This window comes from Citrobacter sp. Cpo037 (assembly GCF_030332945.1).
Classification (GTDB): domain Bacteria; phylum Pseudomonadota; class Gammaproteobacteria; order Enterobacterales; family Enterobacteriaceae; genus Citrobacter; species Citrobacter portucalensis.
Genome location: NZ_JAOWGW010000063.1, coordinates 175,164 through 194,868, shown reverse-complemented (window position 1 = coordinate 194,868; position 19,705 = coordinate 175,164). Strand labels below are relative to the sequence as shown.

The 19,705-nt window shown below is 51.5% G+C and carries 20 protein-coding genes; 13 read left to right on the top strand and 7 right to left on the bottom strand.

Annotated features, from left to right (window positions below):
• Positions 1-86: 86 nt before the first annotated feature.
• Positions 87-1,016, bottom strand: coding sequence for an HTH-type transcriptional activator AaeR (gene aaeR / locus OGX94_RS14060; RefSeq protein WP_003828817.1), 930 nt, complete (start codon positions 1,014-1,016; stop codon positions 87-89).
• 184 nt (positions 1,017-1,200) lie between these two features.
• Here aaeR and aaeX point away from each other — a divergent pair, with 184 nt between their 5' ends.
• The 4 genes from aaeX (at position 1,201) to OGX94_RS14040 (ending at position 4,715) form a co-directional block, all read left to right on the top strand.
• Entirely contained in the window at positions 1,201-1,404 is a 204-nt protein-coding gene (gene aaeX / locus OGX94_RS14055; protein ID WP_003828816.1) for a p-hydroxybenzoic acid efflux pump operon protein AaeX, read from the top strand.
• Between the two features lie 7 nt (positions 1,405-1,411).
• Positions 1,412-2,344: a p-hydroxybenzoic acid efflux pump subunit AaeA gene (gene aaeA / locus OGX94_RS14050; RefSeq protein WP_003828814.1), complete on the top strand. Its 933-nt coding sequence runs from the start codon at positions 1,412-1,414 to the stop codon at positions 2,342-2,344.
• Between the two features lie 5 nt (positions 2,345-2,349).
• Positions 2,350-4,317 (top strand): p-hydroxybenzoic acid efflux pump subunit AaeB, encoded by a 1,968-nt coding sequence (gene aaeB, locus OGX94_RS14045; protein ID WP_003828813.1) that lies wholly within the window; start codon positions 2,350-2,352, stop codon positions 4,315-4,317.
• Positions 4,318-4,436: 119 nt separating this feature from the next.
• Complete coding sequence (locus OGX94_RS14040) at positions 4,437-4,715, top strand: barstar family protein (RefSeq protein WP_003025168.1); 279 nt, start codon at positions 4,437-4,439, stop codon at positions 4,713-4,715.
• 57 nt (positions 4,716-4,772) lie between these two features.
• Here the strand turns inward: OGX94_RS14040 and yhcN are convergent, their stop codons facing one another.
• Together yhcN and argR are read right to left on the bottom strand one after the other, a co-directional pair.
• On the bottom strand, positions 4,773-5,039 hold the full coding sequence (gene yhcN / locus OGX94_RS14035) for a peroxide/acid stress response protein YhcN (RefSeq protein WP_003828812.1): 267 nt from the start codon (positions 5,037-5,039) through the stop codon (positions 4,773-4,775).
• A gap of 376 nt (positions 5,040-5,415) precedes the next feature.
• On the bottom strand, positions 5,416-5,886 hold the full coding sequence (gene argR / locus OGX94_RS14030) for a transcriptional regulator ArgR (protein WP_003025162.1): 471 nt from the start codon (positions 5,884-5,886) through the stop codon (positions 5,416-5,418).
• Positions 5,887-6,322: 436 nt separating this feature from the next.
• Here argR and mdh point away from each other — a divergent pair, with 436 nt between their 5' ends.
• On the top strand, positions 6,323-7,258 hold the full coding sequence (gene mdh / locus OGX94_RS14025) for a malate dehydrogenase (protein ID WP_008785953.1): 936 nt from the start codon (positions 6,323-6,325) through the stop codon (positions 7,256-7,258).
• A 147-nt stretch (positions 7,259-7,405) separates the two neighbouring features.
• Here mdh and degS read toward each other — a convergent pair whose 3' ends face one another.
• The 3 genes from degS to zapG all read right to left on the bottom strand — a co-directional run bounded on the left by degS (position 7,406) and on the right by zapG (position 10,497).
• The gene (degS, locus tag OGX94_RS14020; protein ID WP_003025154.1) at positions 7,406-8,473 is read right to left on the bottom strand and encodes an outer membrane-stress sensor serine endopeptidase DegS; all 1,068 of its coding nucleotides are present in this window, start codon (positions 8,471-8,473) and stop codon (positions 7,406-7,408) included.
• Positions 8,474-8,562: 89 nt separating this feature from the next.
• On the bottom strand, positions 8,563-9,930 hold the full coding sequence (gene degQ / locus OGX94_RS14015) for a serine endoprotease DegQ (protein ID WP_003828805.1): 1,368 nt from the start codon (positions 9,928-9,930) through the stop codon (positions 8,563-8,565).
• A 168-nt stretch (positions 9,931-10,098) separates the two neighbouring features.
• Positions 10,099-10,497, bottom strand: a complete 399-nt coding sequence (zapG, locus tag OGX94_RS14010) for a Z-ring associated protein ZapG (protein ID WP_003025147.1) — start codon at positions 10,495-10,497, stop codon at positions 10,099-10,101.
• 192 nt (positions 10,498-10,689) lie between these two features.
• Between zapG and zapE the strand changes: the two genes are divergently transcribed.
• The 5 genes from zapE to sspB all read left to right on the top strand — a co-directional run bounded on the left by zapE (position 10,690) and on the right by sspB (position 14,336).
• Complete coding sequence (gene zapE, locus OGX94_RS14005; protein ID WP_126317333.1) at positions 10,690-11,817, top strand: cell division protein ZapE; 1,128 nt, start codon at positions 10,690-10,692, stop codon at positions 11,815-11,817.
• Between the two features lie 218 nt (positions 11,818-12,035).
• Positions 12,036-12,464: a 50S ribosomal protein L13 gene (gene rplM, locus OGX94_RS14000; RefSeq protein ID WP_003025141.1), complete on the top strand. Its 429-nt coding sequence runs from the start codon at positions 12,036-12,038 to the stop codon at positions 12,462-12,464.
• Between the two features lie 15 nt (positions 12,465-12,479).
• The gene (rpsI, locus tag OGX94_RS13995) at positions 12,480-12,872 is read left to right on the top strand and encodes a 30S ribosomal protein S9 (RefSeq protein ID WP_003025138.1); all 393 of its coding nucleotides are present in this window, start codon (positions 12,480-12,482) and stop codon (positions 12,870-12,872) included.
• Between the two features lie 316 nt (positions 12,873-13,188).
• Positions 13,189-13,827, top strand: a complete 639-nt coding sequence (gene sspA, locus OGX94_RS13990; RefSeq protein WP_003025132.1) for a stringent starvation protein SspA — start codon at positions 13,189-13,191, stop codon at positions 13,825-13,827.
• A gap of 5 nt (positions 13,828-13,832) precedes the next feature.
• Positions 13,833-14,336, top strand: a complete 504-nt coding sequence (gene sspB / locus OGX94_RS13985; RefSeq protein WP_003025130.1) for a ClpXP protease specificity-enhancing factor — start codon at positions 13,833-13,835, stop codon at positions 14,334-14,336.
• 55 nt (positions 14,337-14,391) lie between these two features.
• Here the strand turns inward: sspB and dcuC are convergent, their stop codons facing one another.
• Positions 14,392-15,759, bottom strand: a complete 1,368-nt coding sequence (gene dcuC, locus OGX94_RS13980) for an anaerobic C4-dicarboxylate transporter DcuC (protein ID WP_286569417.1) — start codon at positions 15,757-15,759, stop codon at positions 14,392-14,394.
• Positions 15,760-16,118: 359 nt separating this feature from the next.
• Here dcuC and nanR point away from each other — a divergent pair, with 359 nt between their 5' ends.
• The 3 genes from nanR to nanT all read left to right on the top strand — a co-directional run bounded on the left by nanR (position 16,119) and on the right by nanT (position 19,663).
• Positions 16,119-16,910 (top strand): transcriptional regulator NanR, encoded by a 792-nt coding sequence (gene nanR, locus OGX94_RS13975; RefSeq protein ID WP_126317335.1) that lies wholly within the window; start codon positions 16,119-16,121, stop codon positions 16,908-16,910.
• 259 nt (positions 16,911-17,169) lie between these two features.
• Positions 17,170-18,063 carry an N-acetylneuraminate lyase gene (gene nanA / locus OGX94_RS13970; protein WP_003828793.1) on the top strand — a complete coding sequence of 298 codons (894 nt, stop codon included), beginning with the start codon at positions 17,170-17,172 and terminating at the stop codon, positions 18,061-18,063.
• A 109-nt stretch (positions 18,064-18,172) separates the two neighbouring features.
• The gene (gene nanT, locus OGX94_RS13965) at positions 18,173-19,663 is read left to right on the top strand and encodes a sialic acid transporter NanT (protein WP_003828791.1); all 1,491 of its coding nucleotides are present in this window, start codon (positions 18,173-18,175) and stop codon (positions 19,661-19,663) included.
• Positions 19,664-19,705: the final 42 nt, after the last annotated feature.

The window sequence follows — 19,705 nt, the reverse complement described above, 5'->3', positions numbered from 1 at the left end:
CATCATGATGTATGCCCGATAAGCACCAGTGCTATCGGGCATCTTTCCGGACGCGGTGTCAACGCCTTATCCGGCCAATACTCTTTTTATTTCTCTTTTCCCCGGCCGTACATCCCCTGAAAAAGCTGCGCCACATCGACAAAATAATCCGTCAGATAGTTAATCACTACCTGGACCTTGAGCGGCAATTTGTCTTTTTCGGTATACAGCGCATAGACCGGACGCGGATCCGACTGGTAGCGGGGAAGGAGGATCTCCACTTCGCCACGATTGATCTCATTGATCACCCACATCAGCGGCACATAGGCAATGCCCGCACCCGCAGCCAGCCAGCGCACCAATGTCATCGGATCGTTAGTCACAAAACGCCCCTCTGGTATCAGACGGGTGGAAATTCCTTCCGGAGCGATAAGCTCGAATTCATTATCCGGGCGCACGCTGTATTCCAGCCACGAGTGGTTGCTGAGATCGGCGGGTTTCTCCGGGGCACCAAACTGTGCGAGATAGCTTTTAGCCGCGCAGACTACCATCGGCATGGCGCCCAGGCGACGCGAGAACAGACTGGAGTCCTGCAACGCACCGACGCGGATAACCACGTCCAGACCATCGGCGATTAAATCCGGTGCCGGGATGCCTGTTACCAGATTTACCGTCAGACCGGGGTATTCCTTCAGCATTGTCGCGGTCAATCCGGCGAGGACATTTTGTGCCATGGTTGAAGAACAACCAATGCGCAGCGTGCCGATGGGCGTGTTGTTAAAGGCATAAAGCTGCTCGTGAACATCCTGCGCTTCGTGCAGCATTCTCCGGCAGCCCTGGTAGTAAATTTTACCGGCTTCGGTCAGCCCAATGCTGCGTGTACTGCGGTTTAGCAGCTTAACCTGTAGCTCATCTTCCAGTTTGGAGACCGTCTGGCTTATCGATGAAACGCTCATTTGTAGCTGTCTTGCGGCGGCGGTGAAGGAGCCCAGTTCGACGACTTTGGCGAACACCGACATACGTTTTAATCGTTCCATTGTTCACTCTGGCTTAAAAGTGATTTAGATCACATAATATAGATAACAGCATAACAGTTACGTTAATATATTATTATTCAAATAACAGCTATGTCGCTCTCGCCTGGCTCATCCTTGCCCTTCTCTGCGGTGACATACGCTAGAAAATCTATCACCTGCACTCTCTTAAGTTACCAAGGTCAACATGAGTCTGTTTCCCGTTATCGTGGTGTTTGGTTTGTCCTTCCCACCGATTTTTTTCGAATTACTTTTGTCACTGGCGATTTTCTGGCTGGTGCGCCGGATGCTGGTTCCAACCGGCATCTATGATTTTGTCTGGCATCCGGCTCTGTTTAACACCGCGCTGTATTGCTGCCTGTTCTATTTAATAACGCGCCTGTTCGTTTGAGGTTGAAGTGAAAACACTAACAAAAAAACTCTCCCGTACGGCCACGACTCTCGTACTGGTCATTCTGGCCTTCATCGCTATTTTTCGCGCATGGGTGTATTACACCGAGTCGCCATGGACACGTGATGCGCGTTTCAGCGCGGAAGTTGTCGCTATTGCGCCGGATGTTGCGGGTCTTATTTCCAACGTTAACGTCCATGATAACCAACTGGTGAAAAAGGATCAGATTCTGTTCACCATCGATCAGCCACGCTATAAGAAAGCCCTTGAGCAGGCCGAAGCTGATGTTTCTTATTATCAGGTTCTGGCCCAGGAAAAACGCCAGGAAGCTGGTCGTCGTAACCGCCTGGGCGTGCAGGCCATGTCTCGTGAAGAGATTGACCAGTCAAACAACGTCCTGCAAACCGTATTACACCAGCTTGCGAAAGCACAAGCGACCCGCGACCTGGCAAAATTAGATCTGGAACGTACCGTCATTCGCGCACCAGCAGACGGTTGGGTCACTAACCTGAACGTTTATAGCGGCGAATTTATTACGCGTGGTTCCACAGCGGTGGCACTGGTCAAACAGCATTCTTTCTATGTGCTGGCTTATATGGAAGAAACCAAACTAGAAGGCGTTCGCCCTGGATATCGTGCTGAGATCACCCCGCTTGGCAGTAATAATGTCTTAAAAGGCACCGTTGATAGCGTGGCGGCGGGGGTAACAAATGCCAGCAGTACGCAGGATGCAAAAGGTATGGCGACCATTGATTCAAATCTGGAATGGGTGCGCCTGGCGCAGCGTGTACCGGTGCGAATCCGCCTTGATGAGCAGCAGGGAACTCTGTGGCCTGCCGGGACGACGGCTACCGTTGTCATTACCGGTAAGCAGGACCGTGATGCAAGCCAGGAGTCCTTCTTCCGTAAAATGGCGCACCGCCTGCGTGAGTTTGGTTAATCGCGATGGGTATTTTCTCCATTGCCAACCAGCATATCCGCTTTGCGGTAAAACTGGCATGCGCGATTGTACTGGCGCTGTTCGTTGGTTTTCACTTCCAACTTGAGACTCCGCGTTGGGCGGTGCTGACTGCAGCTATTGTGGCGGCAGGCCCGGCCTTTGCTGCGGGTGGGGAACCCTATTCAGGGGCTATTCGCTATCGCGGCATGCTGCGTATTGTCGGGACATTTATCGGTTGTATTGCCGGACTGATCATTATCATCAGTATGATCCGCGCTCCGTTATTGATGATACTGGTGTGCTGTATCTGGGCCGGTTTTTGTACCTGGATCTCGTCACTGGTGAAGATCGAGAACTCCTATGCCTGGGGGCTTTCGGGCTATACAGCGCTGATCATCGTCATTACCATTCAGGCTGAACCGCTGCTGACGCCACAATTTGCGCTCGAACGTTGCAGTGAAATTGTGATGGGGATTGTCTGTGCCATTGTGGCCGATCTGCTTTTCTCTCCCCGTTCGATAAAACAAGAGATTGATGTTGAGCTGGACAGCCTGCTGGTGGCGCAATATCAACTGATGCAGTTGTGCATTAAGCACGGCGACAGCGAGGTTGTGGATAAAGCCTGGGGCGATTTAGTCCGTCGTACGGCAGCGCTGGAAGGTATGCGCAGTAACCTGAATATGGAGTCTTCACGCTGGGGGCGTGCTAACCGCAGGCTTAAAGCATTGAACACGCTGTCGCTCACGCTCATCACGCAGTCCTGTGAAACCTATCTTATTCAGAACACCCGACCGGAACTGATTACTGATACTTTCCGCGAGTTGTTCGATACGTCGGTTGAAACGGCGCAGGATGTCCATAAACAGCTGAAGCGGATGCGTCGGGTGATTGCCTGGACTGGCGAGCGCGAAACGCCGGTCACCATATACAGCTGGGCGGGGGCTGCGACGCGCTACCTGCTGCTCAAACGTGGTGTGGTGAGTAATACCAAGATTAGCGCTACGGAAGAAGAGATCCTGCAAGGTGAACCGGTGGTGAAAGTGGAGTCTGCCGAGCGTCATCATGCGATGGTTAACTTCTGGCGTACCACGCTTTCTTGTGTGCTGGGAACCTTATTCTGGTTGTGGACCGGATGGACCTCCGGCAGCGGCGCAATGGTGATGATTGCGGTCGTCACCTCGCTGGCAATGCGTTTGCCAAATCCTCGCATGGTGGCGATAGACTTTATCTATGGGACGTTGGCAGCGTTACCGCTCGGAGCGCTCTATTTCCTGGTGATTATCCCCAATACGCAACAAAGTATGTTCCTACTGTGCCTGAGCCTGGCGGTGCTGGGATTCTTTCTGGGGATTGAGGTACAGAAACGACGGCTGGGATCGATGGGGGCGCTGGCCAGCACTATTAATATCATTGTGCTGGATAACCCGATGACCTTTCACTTTAGCCAGTTCCTTGACAGTGCATTGGGGCAAATTGTTGGCTGCGTGTTGGCGTTTATCGTCATTCTGCTGGTGCGTGATAACTCTCGTGACAGAACGGGCCGCGTGTTGCTCAACCAGTTTGTCTCGGCGGCGGTTTCAGCGATGACCACCAACGTAGTCCGTCGTAAAGAAAATCATCTTCCGGCACTTTATCAGCAGCTTTTTTTGCTGATGAACAAGTTTCCCGGCGATCTGGCTAAGTTTCGCCTGGCGCTGACGATGATCATCGCGCACCAGCGCCTGCGTGATGCGCCGGTACCGGTAAACGAGGATCTATCCGCATTCCATCGCCAGCTTCGTCGAACTGCCGATCACGTAATTTCAGCAGGAAATGACGACAAGCGCCGACGCTACTTTAGCCAGTTACTGGAGGAGCTTGATATCTACCAGGAAAAATTAATTATCTGGCAAGCACCACCGCAGGTTACCGAGCCAGTAAAACGACTCAGCGGGATGCTGCACAAATACCAGCATGCGCTGGTCAGTAATTAAGAGTTGAAAACCGACGCTAAAAGCGTCGGTTTTTTTATGGCTATACTTACCTGAAAATGCGAGAGACCCCTGAATATTGGCGGTCTGTAGAGTAGCTGGCGTCGGGATGGTGGCTATAGATGAACATCTATACATTTGATTTTGACGAGATAGAAGATCAGGGCGATTTCTATCGCGAGTTCACGCGCACGTTCGGTCTGGCGCGGGAAAAGGTGGTTGATTTGGATTCTCTGTGGGAGGTGGTGATCGGGGAAGTCTTGCCGCTGCCGCTGGAAATTGAATTTGTCCATTTGCCTGACAAACTACGCAGGCGATACGGCGCATTGATTTTACTGTTCGATGAAGCGGAAGAAGAGCTGGAAGGGCAGTTGCGTTTTAACGTTCGTCACTCAATGTAAGACATAAAAAAGCCCCCGGCAGGCGGGGGCAAGTCGTCGAACTTAGACGACGAGGGTTTATTTGTAGAGTTCTGCAGTAGCGTGCCAGTGAGCACCTTCACGGAGTTCGGTGACGCGATAGCTGCTGGCGCCTGCTTTTTCAGCTTTAGCGGCGATGGCCTGGCGCATGTCCATTGGTGAACTACCGATCTGAGAGACGGAGACGCTACCGATGGATTGCAGATTCTGTGCTTCTTGTGAGTTCACCTGAGTAACCGCGGCGCTTGCACCGAAGGAGAGAACAGAAAGAAGGCTTAAGGTTGCAATAGTAGTTTTGATTTTCATGATATTTACCTCGTCGAATTCTTTTATTAGGGTCTATGTTTCGTGACCCTCATCACAAAATCAAGTATACACTAATCACCCGATAAATTAATACCACGCTAATTGTTTCATTGGGTTTTGAGTTATAAGAAAATGATTTATTATAACTCAATGGAATTAAAAAGAGCATTTTAAACAGCTTGTATAAATTAAATTTAATTAAATCATGCAGATATTTGATTTTGCAAAATGTGCGTTTTTAAGGCTGCATATTCACCATGTGAATGTATTTTGATGGTTAAACGCACCATTTGTTAAATCAATAGCAGTGGAAAAGAGAAGGAGGGGGATGAAAAGAGAGTGTTTTCCCCCGCCGCGAGGCGGCGGGGAGGCGGTATTACAGTTCTTGTTCGAACAGTTCCAGAATGGCTTCGTACAGATCTTTTACCGTAAAACCCTTAGCTGGGGTGGTGAAGATGGTATCGTCACCGGCAATCGTACCCAGGATACCTTCCGCTTTCCCCAATGAGTCCAGCAGACGTGCAATCAACTGAGCAGCGCCGGGGCTGGTATGAATAACCACAACCGCATCGTTATAGTCGATATCCAGCACCAGATTTTTCAGCGGACTGGAGGTCGTGGGTACGCCCAGCTCAGCCGGAAGGCAGTACACCATTTCCATTTTCGCATTGCGGGTACGCACGGCGCCAAATTTGGTCAGCATGCGTGAAACCTTGGACTGATTGATATTATCAAAGCCCTGATCCTGCAACGCGAGGACGATTTCGCCTTGAGAGCTGAACTTTTCTTCTTTAAGCAGCGCTTTAAACGCCTTTACTAATTCTTCTTGTTTTGCCGAGCTTCGCATAAGTCACCCGTAATATGGCGGTAGAAACAACATTATTGTGCATACAGATGAATTTTTATGCAAACAGTCTGCCTTGTTCAAGGCTGAAATAATGTTATGAAAGAGCGGAATTTTATCAAATTTCGTTATCAAGAAACATGCCTGTGTCACGGCTCGCAAATAAGGTTAAAAGTAAATTAAATGTTATCAAATTGATGTTGTTTTGAGAGGTGGGTAGGGTATATTGTCAACACCTGTTGGAAAGTTGCTCTACTGTGTGGGTGGTTTTGAATTACGTAACTTAGGTTTTATTTTACGTAAGTTAAATGCATAAAAGCCAAATTTGCGTGACTACGCATTCTTGACGCGTGGTTGTTGTATTCATTGGATTTGTGAATTAAGGTCGCCGCCGCGGAGCAATAGACATTTTGCTTATCAATATAATAAGGAGTTTAGGATGAAAGTTGCAGTCCTCGGCGCTGCTGGTGGTATCGGTCAGGCGCTAGCATTACTGTTAAAAACCCAACTGCCTTCAGGTTCAGAACTCTCCCTGTACGACATCGCTCCAGTAACACCTGGTGTGGCCGTTGATTTGAGCCATATCCCTACTGCTGTGAAAATCAAAGGCTTCAGCGGCGAAGACGCTACCCCTGCACTGGAAGGTGCTGATGTGGTACTGATCTCTGCGGGCGTCGCACGTAAACCGGGTATGGATCGTTCCGACCTGTTCAACGTCAACGCCGGTATCGTGAAGAACCTGGTCCAGCAAGTTGCTAAAACCTGCCCGAAAGCGTGTATCGGTATCATCACCAACCCGGTGAATACTACCGTTGCTATCGCTGCAGAAGTGCTGAAAAAAGCAGGCGTATACGATAAGAACAAACTGTTTGGCGTGACCACGCTGGACATCATCCGCTCCAACACCTTTGTTGCGGAACTGAAAGGCAAACAACCTGGCGACGTTGAAGTTCCGGTTATTGGCGGCCACTCTGGCGTAACCATCCTGCCACTGCTGTCACAAATTCCTGGCGTAAGCTTCACCGAACAAGAAGCCGCTGACCTGACTAAACGTATCCAGAATGCGGGTACTGAAGTTGTGGAAGCCAAAGCTGGTGGCGGTTCTGCAACCCTGTCTATGGGTCAGGCTGCTGCACGTTTCGGCCTGTCCCTGGTTCGCGCATTGAGCGGCGAAAAAGGTGTGGTTGAATGTGCTTACGTTGAAGGCGACGGCCAGTATGCTCGTTTCTTCTCTCAGCCGCTGCTGCTGGGTAAAAACGGCGTAGAAGAGCGTCAGTCTATCGGCAAGCTGAGCGCGTTTGAACAAAGCTCGCTGGAAGGCATGCTGGATACGCTGAAAAAAGATATTACTCTGGGCGAAGAGTTCGTTAAGTAACGCGAAGAAAGGCCTGCGTGTATTTGTAGGCCTGATAAGCGTAGCGCCATCAGGCATTACGTACTAACTCTCTACGATATCGCCTAATAAAAACCGGAGCCAACATGCTCCGGTTTTTTTATGGTCAGTAGGCCGCCAGACGTGACGTTAATTGGTGGCTGGGTATTCCTGGATCGTTACCTGCAGCGTCAACTGTTTGTCATCACGCATCACGACAACGGAGATAACTGAACCTGGTCGAATCTCTGCCACCTGGTCCATCGTTTCCAGTGCAGACACTGCCGGTTTGTTATTGACCGAGATAATCAGATCGTTAACCTGAATGCCTGCCTGCGCAGCCGGACCGTCCGGGGCTACTTCGTTAACCACAATCCCCTGAATTTGATCCATCCCGCCGCCCTGAGCGTGCAGTGGTGCAATTTCGCGACCGCTGATGCCGATGTAGCCACGAATCACGCGCCCGTCACGAATCAGCTTATCCATGATTTTAGTCGCCAACTGAAACGGAATGGCAAAGCCGATCCCTTCCGGGGTTTCGCCATCGTTGCTCTTATCAAATGACAGCGTGTTAATCCCCATCAATTCACCCAGTGAGTTGACCAGCGCACCGCCGGAGTTTCCGTGGTTGATGGAAGCATCTGTTTGCAGGAAGTTTTGCCGTCCTGTTGGGTTCAGGCCAATTCGACCGGTGGCGCTGATGATCCCCTGAGTGATGGTTTGCCCAAGGTTGTACGGGTTACCGATGGCGAGTACCACGTCACCAATGTGCGGCACGCGTTTGTTATTAATTGGGATTGTTGGCAGCCCGCCAGTGGCGTTGATTTTCAGCACCGCAAGGTCGGTTAACGTATCAGACCCCACAAGCAGCGCTTCAAATACGCGACCGTCCTGCAATGCGACGATGATTTGGTCGGCATCGTTAATGACGTGCTTATTGGTAATGATATAGCCGCGCTGATCCATGATAACGCCTGAGCCGAGCGTGCGGATCTCAAGCTGGTTGTGCGCGGTACTGTTCATACTGCGGTTATAAACGTTCACGACGGCAGGCGCTGCGCGGCGAACCGCCGGGTTATAGCTAGCGGGCGTTTCATCTGCACTGTCGAACTGCGGTGCGGTAAGCGTATTAATTTTTCGCAGAGAGGGCATCGCGGCCAGCAGGATGGCGCCGACGATTAAACCAATCGCGACCGAACGTAAAAGCTTCACAAACATGATGGCGGCGTCATTAATAAAGGGAACGGCAGCAGCATATCACGAGTTTACCGGACATCACACGAGGGGCTGATGTCCGGTTGCATGCGTTAACGCAGGAGCAGGTAAATACTCTCGTTACCGCGCACCACCTGCAGAGCAATGATCGACGGTTTCGCTTCCAGCACTTTGCGCATTTCGGCGATTGAGTTTACGCGATCGCGGTTAACACCAATGATAACGTCATCTTTATGCAGACCGGCCTGTGCGGCAGGGCTGCTTTTTTCTACGTTATCAATTCTGATGCCTTTGGTGCCGTCTTTTAACTGACCGTCGCTGAGCGTGGCCCCTTGCAACGCAGGCGCAATCATCTCTGCGCTGGCGGACGAAGATGTGCTGGTATCGAGGGTGACTTCAACCTCCAGCGGTTTACCGTTACGCAGCAGGCCCAGTTTGACCTTGGTCCCAGGTTCGGTTGTCGCAATGCGTGAACGCAGTTCGGCGAAGCTGTTGAGCGGTTTACCGTTGAGGCTGGTAATGACGTCACCAGATTTCACTCCCGCTTTTGCGGAGCCGGAGTTAGGCAGAACCTCACTGACAAACGCGCCACGCTGTACGTCCAGTTTGAACGCTTTGGCGATATCCGAGGTCATTTCGGTGCCTTTGATACCCAACAGACCGCGTTTGATTTCACCAAACTGCATCAGCTGCTGTGCCAGCGTGCGCGCCATGTTGCTCGGGATTGCAAAACCAATCCCGATGCTGCCGCCGCCGGGGGCCAGAATCGCGGTGTTAATACCGATCAGCTCACCGTTCAGGTTGAGCAATGCGCCGCCTGAGTTACCGCGGTTGATAGAGGCGTCAGTCTGAATAAAGTTTTCCAGACCTTCCAGGTTCAACCCACTGCGACCTAAAGCCGATACAATGCCGGAGGTGGCCGTTTGACCCAAACCGAACGGGTTACCCACAGCCACCGCGAAATCACCTACGCGGAGTTTGTCTGAGTCGGCAATAGCAATTTGTGTCAGGTTGCTGGGGTGCTGAATTTGTAGCAGTGCGATATCGCTCTGATCGTCGCTGCCGATAAGCTTAGCGTCGAACTCACGGCCATCATTAAGCTGAACGCTGATTTTTTGCGCCTGGTTAATGACGTGGTTATTGGTCAGGACGTAGCCTTTGGCGGCATCAATAATGACCCCTGAACCCAGCCCTTCAAAAGGTTGTGAAGGTTGATCGGGAAGTTCATCACCAAAAAACTTTTTGAACTCTTCCGGGACTTTCTGCCCCTGAGTGGCGGTGCCTTCGACCCTTACGCTCACCACTGCTGGTAACACTTTCTCCAGCATCGGAGCGAGGCTGGGAAGCGCTGCCTGACCGGGAACCTGGCCGGGAATCGACGCAATGGCCGGGAATGGCGCCGAGAGAGTTAACCCGACACTTAACGCTAATGCACTCAACAGCTGGGTTTGTTTTTTCATGGATCCTGCTCTCGTACCTTGAGTAAACGGAAGATGATTCAAAACAGGTTGATGTTATTGAATTTTCGGTTAGGTCACAATGCGGCTAACGACTAAATAATAGCTGGGACAGGAAGAGAAGCGGAGGGCGCAATTGCTGCGCCCAATAAATTTCTTAACGATGTGCGGTTAGTCGCGCTTTGCGCCGCTACGCAGCAGGCCGGATGCCCCTTCAGAATAGTCACGTGGCATCTGAACCGGCGCCTGATCGTTGCCTGCTTCAGACTCTGCCAGACGGTTACGGAACGGGTTGTTTTCCGGCGACATACCCGGCAGCAGGTTGCTGGAGCTTTTCGCCATGTGTTGGTAAATCTGACGATAATCGTCCGCCATGTTATCCAGCAATTCAGCGCTGCGGGCAAAGTGGCTCACCAGCTCTTCGCGGTACTCTTCCAGCTCAGCTTTATTTTTTTCCAGTTCGTACTGCAATGCCTGCTGTTGGCGTAATTTACGATTACCAAAACGCATGGCTACAGCACCAATAATGATACCGACGACTAACCCAATTAGCGCATATTCCCAGGTCATAAACATCTCCCGTTGTCTTGTGTTTCCGTAGGGTGTTGGCTTTAGGCTCCATGCCTGCGCCTGATTATGCCACTATAACCGCTAATCCCGTAGAAGTGGAATCCCGTGTTTATATCACGTAATGTAGAACGGCCTTTTTTTCGTCAACCGTGAGCGACGGCACATCGATTCTCAAGGAATAACAATAACATCATGCAAAGCCTTTCCCCGACATCGCGTTACCAGCAAGCCCTCAGCGACGGCAGTCATCAGCCCGACAACGTACAACTCGAAGCCGTGAATCGACTGGAAACAATTTTCCAGGCGCTTACGACACCAGCACGTCCTGCACCGCAGGAGAGCGGACTGATGGCGCGTTTTGGTAAATTGCTGGGCAAGCGTGAGTCGCCGATCAACGCATCGGTGCGTGGCTTGTATATGTGGGGCGGAGTTGGGCGTGGAAAAACCTGGCTGATGGATCTGTTTTACCATAGCCTGCCGGGCGAACGTAAACAGCGTTTGCACTTTCACCGTTTTATGCTGCGCGTGCATGAAGAGCTTACTGCCTTACAAGGGCAGAGCGATCCGCTGGAAATCATCGCCGACCGCTTTAAGGCCGAAACGGACGTGCTGTGCTTCGACGAATTTTTTGTTTCTGATATCACCGACGCCATGCTGCTTGGCGGCCTGATGAAGGCGCTGTTTGCCCGTGGCATTACGCTGGTGGCGACCTCCAATATTCCGCCAGATGAGCTATATCGCAACGGTTTGCAACGTACGCGTTTTCTTCCTGCCATTGATGCCATCAAACAGCATTGTGACATCATGAATGTCGATGCCGGCGTCGATTATCGTCTGCGTACCTTAACGCAGGCGCATTTGTGGTTGTCGCCATTGAATGAGGAAACCCGCCAGCAGATGGATAAGCTCTGGCTGGCATTAGCGGGAACCAAAGGTGAACATGCGCCAACGCTGGAGATTAACCATCGTCCTATGCAAACCCTGGCTGTAGAAAATCAGACGCTGGCGGTGTCGTTTACCACGCTCTGTGTCGATGCCCGGAGTCAGCATGACTACATTGCGTTGTCGCGTCTGTTTCACACGGTGCTGTTGTCTGATGTGCCGGTCATGACCCCGCTGATGGAGAGTGAAGCGCGACGCTTTATCGCATTGGTGGATGAGTTCTATGAACGCCACGTCAAGCTGGTGGTCAGTGCGGCATCACCCCTCTATGAAATTTATCAGGGCGAGCGTCTGAAGTTTGAATTTCAGCGTTGTTTGTCGCGTTTGCAGGAGATGCAAAGCGAAGAGTATCTGAAGCGGGAACATTTAGCCGGTTAAACCTGCCGCAAATCACATAAAGGGGTCGATCTTTGACCCTGACTTCTCTATAATCTTGCGACCCCACGTTACGAGAGAGTTTTTTTCCCAAAACTTTCTATGCGCCGGCATAGGCTATTCGAAGGGGTAGGTTTGCTGGACAATGTCGTGTGAACCTCAACTGACAAAACGTTTGGGTGTTCACCAACGTGTAACTTATTTATTTGGGTAAGCTTTTAATGAAAACTTTTACAGCTAAACCAGAAACCGTAAAACGCGACTGGTATGTTGTTGACGCGACCGGTAAAACTCTGGGCCGTCTGGCTTCCGAACTGGCTCTGCGCCTGCGCGGTAAGCACAAAGCGGAATACACTCCGCACGTAGATACCGGTGATTACATCATCGTTCTGAACGCTGACAAAGTTGCTGTAACCGGCAACAAGCGTACTGACAAAGTGTACTATCACCACACCGGCCACATCGGTGGTATCAAACAAGCGACCTTTGAAGAGATGATTGCTCGCCGTCCTGAGCGTGTGCTTGAAATCGCGGTTAAAGGCATGCTGCCAAAAGGCCCGCTGGGTCGTGCTATGTTCCGTAAACTGAAAGTTTACGCTGGCAACGAGCACAACCACGCGGCACAGCAACCGCAAGTTCTTGACATCTAATCGGGATTATAGGCAATGGCTGAAAATCAATACTACGGCACTGGTCGCCGCAAAAGTTCCGCAGCTCGCGTTTTCATCAAACCGGGCAGTGGTAAAATCGTAATCAACCAACGTTCTCTGGAACAGTACTTCGGTCGTGAAACTGCCCGCATGGTAGTTCGTCAGCCGCTGGAACTGGTCGACATGGTTGAGAAACTGGATCTGTACATCACTGTTAAAGGTGGTGGTATCTCTGGTCAGGCTGGTGCGATCCGTCACGGTATCACCCGCGCTCTGATGGAGTACGACGAATCCCTGCGTGGCGAACTGCGTAAAGCTGGCTTCGTTACCCGTGATGCTCGTCAGGTTGAACGTAAGAAAGTCGGTCTGCGTAAAGCACGTCGTCGTCCTCAGTTCTCCAAACGTTAATTGTACTCTGCTTTGGCAGACGACAATTTGCGAAAAAACCCGCTTCGGCGGGTTTTTTTATCGTTATTTCTCGCCTCAGATCCACGCTAATCCGCTGATTGCCACCTCTTTTTCCCCATTTCAAGAATCGACTCACCACAAAGGTCACAAAATCTGGTAAACTATCATCCAATTTTCTGCCCAAATGTCCGGTATCGTTCATTTTTTGTTTGTATTTTGAACAGCAATGACTTTCCCGAGCCTGGGTGACATCACTTCTGGCTGGCCACTGAGTGGCTGGTAGCAGTAAAAATTCTGAATATACCTGGAGGTTTTCATGGCTGTCGCTGCCAACAAACGTTCGGTAATGACGCTGTTTTCTGGTCCTACTGACATCTATAGCCATCAGGTCCGCATTGTGCTGGCTGAGAAAGGTGTTAGTTTCGAGATTGAGCATGTGGAGAAGGACAATCCACCTCAGGATCTGATCGACCTCAACCCGAATCAGAGCGTACCGACACTGGTGGATCGTGAGCTGACCCTGTGGGAATCTCGCATCATTATGGAATACCTGGATGAGCGCTTCCCGCATCCGCCGCTGATGCCGGTTTACCCGGTTGCGCGTGGTGAAAGCCGCCTGTACATGCAGCGTATTGAAAAAGACTGGTACACGCTGATGAATGTCATCGTGAACGGTTCTGCATCTGAAGCCGAAGTCGCGCGTAAGCGTCTGCGCGAAGAACTGCTGGCAATCGCGCCAGTATTTGGCCAGAAACCTTACTTCCTGAGCGATGAGTTCAGCCTGGTAGACTGCTACCTGGCGCCGCTGCTGTGGCGTTTACCGCAGCTGGGTATTGAATTCAACGGTGCAGGTTCGAAAGAACTGAAAGGGTACATGACTCGCGTCTTTGAACGTGACTCTTTCCTGGCTTCTCTGACTGAGCCTGAACGTGAAATGCGTCTGGGCCGGGGTTAATCTGTATGGATTTGCCACAGCTAACACCACGCCGTCCGTATCTGCTGCGCGCGTTCTATGAGTGGTTGCTGGACAACCAGCTCACGCCGCATCTGGTGGTGGATGTGACGCTCCAGGATGTGCAGGTTCCAATGGAATATGCGCGTGACGGGCAAATTGTTCTGAATATTGCACCGCGTGCGGTGGGCAACCTGGAACTGGCTAACGATGAAGTGCGCTTTAACGCGCGCTTCGGTGGTGTGCCGCGTCAGGTGTCTGTGCCGTTGGCTGCCGTTCTGGCAATTTATGCACGTGAAAATGGCGCCGGTACGATGTTCGAACCGGAAGCCGCCTACGACGAAGATGTTGCCAGCTTAAATGATGACGACAACGACGCGTCTGGTTTTGAGAGTGAAACGGTCATGTCGGTCATTGATGGCGATAAGCCTGATAATGGCGACGACAACGATCCGGATGATACTCCGCCACCGCCTCGCGGTGGGCGTCCAGCGCTGCGCGTAGTGAAATAAATAGTGAAATAAAAAACAGGCCCTTTGGGGCCTGTTCTGTTTTCTGGCTTTGGCATCAATAAAACAGCGCGATGGTGGCTACCATATTCACCACAAATCCTACTGCCATCGGGATTGCTGTACGTTTTACCACTTCAAAGGGCGATACGCCGGCAATACCCGATGTCACGACAATGACCGCGGTAATGGGTGACACCGCCCGGGCCAGCGTAGTGGCAAAATGCATCGGCATAATCATTACTACGGCAGGAATATGCAGCCCGGCGGCAATATCTGGAATGAGGCTGGCAAAAGACATAAACGGCGCGTTGCCTGACCCCATGACGATCGCACAGGCGGCAATGACTACAGCCATGATGATCATCACGCCGATGCCGCCAAGACCGGAATGCTCTGCGCCTTTTATGACGGCGTCGACAGTCCCGATAGTCGTCAACCCTTTCGCAAAGATTTCACCGGCGAACACCAGCGTGACAACGTTGGCAAACTGCGTCCCCATGCCGTCAAAAAAAGCCTGCACATCATCCATCGTTTCGCGCAGATTATGTTTATGCAGGAATTCAACAAACATAGTCAGCGTCATGCTCATCAACATCACCACCACCAGATTCAACTCTGCTTTCATTAGTCCCATTTGTGCAAGGGCAAGCGAGCCCAGCATCAGGATCAGCGGCATGACAGGTAGAATGGCGTAATAGAGCGGAGGTACGTTTTCCAGCGTCTTTTGTTCCGCAAATCCGTTACTTTCCGGTGCGGCTTTTTTATCAAATTGACGCTGAACGAAAAAATGCGCAATGGCGACGGCGACAATGACACACGACGCGACGGGCAACTGGTATTGAAAGAAATAGGTGGCGATTTTCATGCCCGCGACCTGCGCGGCAAAAATAGAGTTGGTTTCCAGAATGCCCCATTCAATCGACATCGAAGTGGCAATGACCGCAACAGCGGATAAACGGCTCACGCCAAGACTAACCAGTGTTGGGAACAGCGTCACCATCAGCAACATACCTAACCCGGATGCGCTGGTAATGAACTGCGCCATGATCTGACCAATCACATAGGTGGCGGCAAGAACTACATAGGGGGAACGGATTAGCTTGAGCGGGCGACTTAACAGGCTAACCATCGCTCTGCTGGCCCCCATTCTGTCCATATAACGGGCATAACCGCCCACCGCCATGATTGATAACCCCAGTCCGGCCGCACGGTTGGAGAGCATACGCAAAATTTCGTTGTAAATATCGACCAGTAGATAGCCACTGCTTTTGTCGTCAGCGACCAACGCGCCGTAGCCCAGCCAGACGCCGCAGATCATCAGAAAGATCCCGGCGGCGGCCAGCACGACCTGCGGTTTGTAGTTTTTGAGGATCAGGTAACCCATCGTTAATAAAACGATGACAGAGATAATGATGCCGAACATTGTTTCACTCCATGCCAGAGAAGAAGATAAATCCGGTAATAACGCTGTTGTCAAAACGGATGTTATATTTTTCTGGGCATTTTTTATGGAGTGAATATCTTATTTTTAATTCAATGATGTAATTATTTATCGTTATAAAATAGAATGTTATGATAAATTATCACGTTCATGTTCATAATTTTCATGAAGCTATTTAACTCCATTCAATTAAAATGAGGCAGAAGATACTCGCTTAAAATAATATTGCTGTTACGTATATTATCAATAAGCCAGCCGGAGCAGATCGTCCATCATTTCACCCTGCTTTCGATCCTGTGTTAGGATAAACCCGCTGTTGTTTGTCACCACGACTTAGCTGAATGGACCCTATGAACGCATTTGATTCGCAAGCTGAAGACTCTCCATCCACCATTGGCCGTAGCTTACGCAATCGCCCGTTGGCGCGTAAAAAACTGTCTGAAATGGTTGAAGAAGAACTGGAGCAGATGATTCGTCGTCGGGAATTTGGCGAGGGCGAACAGTTGCCGTCTGAGCGGGAGCTGATGGCCTTCTTTAACGTGGGCCGTCCTTCTGTACGAGAAGCGCTGGCCGCGTTAAAACGCAAAGGTCTGGTACAAATCAACAACGGCGAGCGCGCCCGCGTTTCGCGTCCTTCAGCTGATACCATCATTAGCGAGCTGTCTGGTATGGCGAAAGATTTCCTCGCACATCCCGGCGGCATTGCCCACTTCGAGCAGTTGCGACTGTTCTTTGAATCCAGCCTGGTACGATACGCCGCCGAACATGCGACAGATGAGCAAATCGACAGACTGGCTAAAGCACTGGAGATCAACAGCCAGTCGCTCGATGACAATACGTTGTTCATCCGCTCGGACGTTGATTTTCACCGTGTACTGGCTGAGATCCCGGGTAATCCTATCTTTATGGCTATCCATGTTGCGCTGTTAGACTGGCTGATTGCCGCCCGTCCGACCGTTGCCGATCAAGAGTTGTATGAGCACAACAACGTGAGTTATCAGCAGCATATCGCGATTGTAGAAGCTATTCGTCAGCGCGATCCTGAGGAAGCTGACCGCGCACTGCAAGAACACCTCAACAGCGTTTCCGCGACCTGGCACGCCTTCAGCAAAAGTAAAAAATTGCGTAAGTGATCGCGATCCTGACGATCGTTTAAACACAAAATCATTCAAGTTGCATCAAGGCGGCAGGAGAGCGAGTTCCCTGGAGCATAGATAACTATGTGACAGGGGTGAGCGAACGCAGCTAACGCAGAGGCGGCTCGAAGGATGACGTGTTTAGTGAAGTAGATCGCACTATAAGCGTTCCCTATTGTATTGCTGCTTATTTGATCTGGTATAACAGGTATAAAGGTATGTAGTCAGATAACACTAATCATCGTCAGAGGTCGTTATGGCAAGAGATTTAAAAGGCGTAATGCCAGCGTTGTTAACCCCATTCGATAACCAACAGAGACTGGACATCGAGAGTTTGCGCCGCCTGGTGCGTTTCAACATTGGTCAGGGTGTAGACGGGCTCTATGTCGGTGGCTCAACGGGTGAGGCCTTTGTCCAAAACCGCGTTGAAAGAGAGCAGGTACTGGAAATTGTTGCCGAAGAGGCGAAAGGTAAGGTGACGCTGATCGCCCACGTTGGCACGGTGAGTACTGAAGAGAGCCAACAGCTGGCGAGCGCGGCACATCGTTACGGCTTTGATGCCGTTTCGGCCGTTACACCGTTTTACTATCCGTTCAGCTTTGAAGAACATTGCGATCACTACCGCGCAATTATTGATTCCGCTGATGGTTTACCGATGGTGGTCTATAACATTCCGGCGCTGAGCGGCGTAAAACTGACGCTGGATCAGATCAACACGCTGGTGACGCTGCCGGGCGTTGGTGCTCTGAAGCAAACTTCAGGCGATCTCTATCAGATGGAACAGATCCGCCGCGCTCATCCCGATCTGGTGCTTTATAACGGCTATGACGAAATCTTCGCTTCCGGACTGCTCGCGGGCGCAGATGGCGGTATCGGTAGCACTTACAACATCATGGGGTGGCGCTATCAGGGAATTGTGAAAGCGCTCAAAGAAGGTGACATTCGCACGGCGCAAAAGCTGCAAACCGAGTGCAATAAGGTTATCGATCTGCTTATTAAGGTTGGCGTGTTCCGCGGCCTGAAAACAGTACTGCACTATATGGATGTGGTTTCTGTCCCACTGTGCCGTAAACCCTTTGCCCCGGTAGATGAACACTATCTGCCGGAACTGAAAGCGCTGGCAAACCAACTGCTGGCGGAAAAGGCGTAATCGCGGGTCGCCGGGGGCGCTTCGCTTGCCCGGCCTGGATTTTCGACCGTAGGCCGGGTAAGGCAAAGTCACCACCCGGCACAACAACAAAAATCGTCGGGAGAGTAAAATGAGTACTTCTACCCAGAACATCCCGTGGTATCGCCATCTCAATCGGGCTCAATGGCGGGCATTTTCCGCCGCCTGGCTGGGATATTTGCTTGATGGTTTCGATTTTGTGTTAATCGCCCTGGTGCTGACAGAAGTGCAGGGCGAATTCGGACTGACGACGGTGCAGGCCGCCAGCCTGATCTCGGCCGCCTTTATCTCCCGTTGGTTTGGCGGGTTAATGCTGGGGGCAATGGGCGACCGCTACGGACGCCGTCTGGCAATGGTCACCAGCATCATTCTGTTCTCTGTGGGAACGCTGGCCTGCGGTTTCGCGCCGGGCTACACCACCATGTTTATCGCCCGCCTGGTTATCGGTATGGGAATGGCCGGTGAGTATGGCTCCAGCGCAACCTATGTTATTGAAAGTTGGCCTAAACACCTGCGAAACAAAGCCAGTGGTTTCCTGATTTCCGGCTTTTCCGTTGGTGCCGTGATCGCCGCCCAGGTTTACAGCCTGGTGGTCCCGGTCTGGGGATGGCGTGCGCTGTTTTTCATCGGCATCCTGCCAATTATCTTCGCCCTCTGGCTGCGTAAAAATATTCCGGAAGCGGAAGACTGGAAAGAGAAACACGAAGGCAAAGCGCCGGTACGCACGATGGTGGACATTCTCTACCGGGGCGAGCATCGGGTAATTAATATTCTGATGACGCTCGCCGCTGCAACCGCGCTGTGGTTCTGCTTTGCTGGCAACCTGCAAAATGCGGCTATCGTGGCGGTCCTGGGACTGATATGCGCCTTTATCTTCATTAGCTTTATGGTGCAAAGCAGCGGGAAACGCTGGCCGACGGGCGTGATGCTGATGGTGGTCGTGCTATTTGCCTTCCTGTACTCGTGGCCGATTCAGGCGCTGTTGCCAACCTATCTGAAAACGGAACTGCTGTACGATCCTTCCACGGTGGCCAGAGTGCTCTTCTTTAGCGGCTTTGGTGCGGCGGTTGGTTGTTGCGTCGGCGGTTTTCTTGGTGACTGGCTGGGCACGCGTAAAGCCTATGTCTGCAGTCTGCTGGCCTCGCAGTTGCTGATTATTCCGGTATTTGCGATAGGCGGTTCAAACGTTTGGGTACTGGGTTTGCTGCTGTTTTTCCAACAAATGCTCGGCCAGGGGATCTCCGGGATCTTACCAAAACTGATTGGCGGCTATTTCGATACCGATCAGCGTGCGGCGGGATTGGGCTTCACCTATAACGTGGGCGCACTGGGCGGGGCTTTGGCACCGATCATCGGCGCGCTGATTGCCCAACGTCTTGATCTGGGTACCGCGCTGGGATCGCTCTCTTTCGGCCTGACATTTGTAGTGATCCTGCTGATTGGTCTTGATATGCCGTCCCGTGTACAGCGCTGGCTGCGTCCTGAAGCGTTGCGTACGCATGATGCCATTGATGGTCGACCGTTTAGCGGTGCCGTGCCGTTCGGCGGTGACAAAAGCACCATGGTGAAATCCAAAAGTTAATCCAATTGCCCGGTGCTGAACCGGGCAATAGCCGTAAGGGAA

What these genes read in the sequence shown, in the direction of transcription:
- degS (WP_003025154.1), bottom strand. Translation starts at nt 8,473, where the DNA reads ATGTTTGTGAAGCTTTTACGTTCGGTCGCGATTGGTTTAATCGTCGGC.
- rplM (WP_003025141.1), top strand. Translation starts at nt 12,036, where the DNA reads ATGAAAACTTTTACAGCTAAACCAGAAACCGTAAAACGCGACTGGTAT.
- nanT (WP_003828791.1), top strand. Translation starts at nt 18,173, where the DNA reads ATGAGTACTTCTACCCAGAACATCCCGTGGTATCGCCATCTCAATCGG.
- OGX94_RS14040 (WP_003025168.1), top strand. Translation starts at nt 4,437, where the DNA reads ATGAACATCTATACATTTGATTTTGACGAGATAGAAGATCAGGGCGAT.
- aaeX (WP_003828816.1), top strand. Translation starts at nt 1,201, where the DNA reads ATGAGTCTGTTTCCCGTTATCGTGGTGTTTGGTTTGTCCTTCCCACCG.
- rpsI (WP_003025138.1), top strand. Translation starts at nt 12,480, where the DNA reads ATGGCTGAAAATCAATACTACGGCACTGGTCGCCGCAAAAGTTCCGCA.
- argR (WP_003025162.1), bottom strand. Translation starts at nt 5,886, where the DNA reads ATGCGAAGCTCGGCAAAACAAGAAGAATTAGTAAAGGCGTTTAAAGCG.
- nanR (WP_126317335.1), top strand. Translation starts at nt 16,119, where the DNA reads ATGGACCCTATGAACGCATTTGATTCGCAAGCTGAAGACTCTCCATCC.
- dcuC (WP_286569417.1), bottom strand. Translation starts at nt 15,759, where the DNA reads ATGTTCGGCATCATTATCTCTGTCATCGTTTTATTAACGATGGGTTAC.
- sspB (WP_003025130.1), top strand. Translation starts at nt 13,833, where the DNA reads ATGGATTTGCCACAGCTAACACCACGCCGTCCGTATCTGCTGCGCGCG.
- mdh (WP_008785953.1), top strand. Translation starts at nt 6,323, where the DNA reads ATGAAAGTTGCAGTCCTCGGCGCTGCTGGTGGTATCGGTCAGGCGCTA.
- sspA (WP_003025132.1), top strand. Translation starts at nt 13,189, where the DNA reads ATGGCTGTCGCTGCCAACAAACGTTCGGTAATGACGCTGTTTTCTGGT.
- zapE (WP_126317333.1), top strand. Translation starts at nt 10,690, where the DNA reads ATGCAAAGCCTTTCCCCGACATCGCGTTACCAGCAAGCCCTCAGCGAC.
- aaeR (WP_003828817.1), bottom strand. Translation starts at nt 1,016, where the DNA reads ATGGAACGATTAAAACGTATGTCGGTGTTCGCCAAAGTCGTCGAACTG.
- degQ (WP_003828805.1), bottom strand. Translation starts at nt 9,930, where the DNA reads ATGAAAAAACAAACCCAGCTGTTGAGTGCATTAGCGTTAAGTGTCGGG.
- aaeB (WP_003828813.1), top strand. Translation starts at nt 2,350, where the DNA reads ATGGGTATTTTCTCCATTGCCAACCAGCATATCCGCTTTGCGGTAAAA.
- zapG (WP_003025147.1), bottom strand. Translation starts at nt 10,497, where the DNA reads ATGACCTGGGAATATGCGCTAATTGGGTTAGTCGTCGGTATCATTATT.
- nanA (WP_003828793.1), top strand. Translation starts at nt 17,170, where the DNA reads ATGGCAAGAGATTTAAAAGGCGTAATGCCAGCGTTGTTAACCCCATTC.
- yhcN (WP_003828812.1), bottom strand. Translation starts at nt 5,039, where the DNA reads ATGAAAATCAAAACTACTATTGCAACCTTAAGCCTTCTTTCTGTTCTC.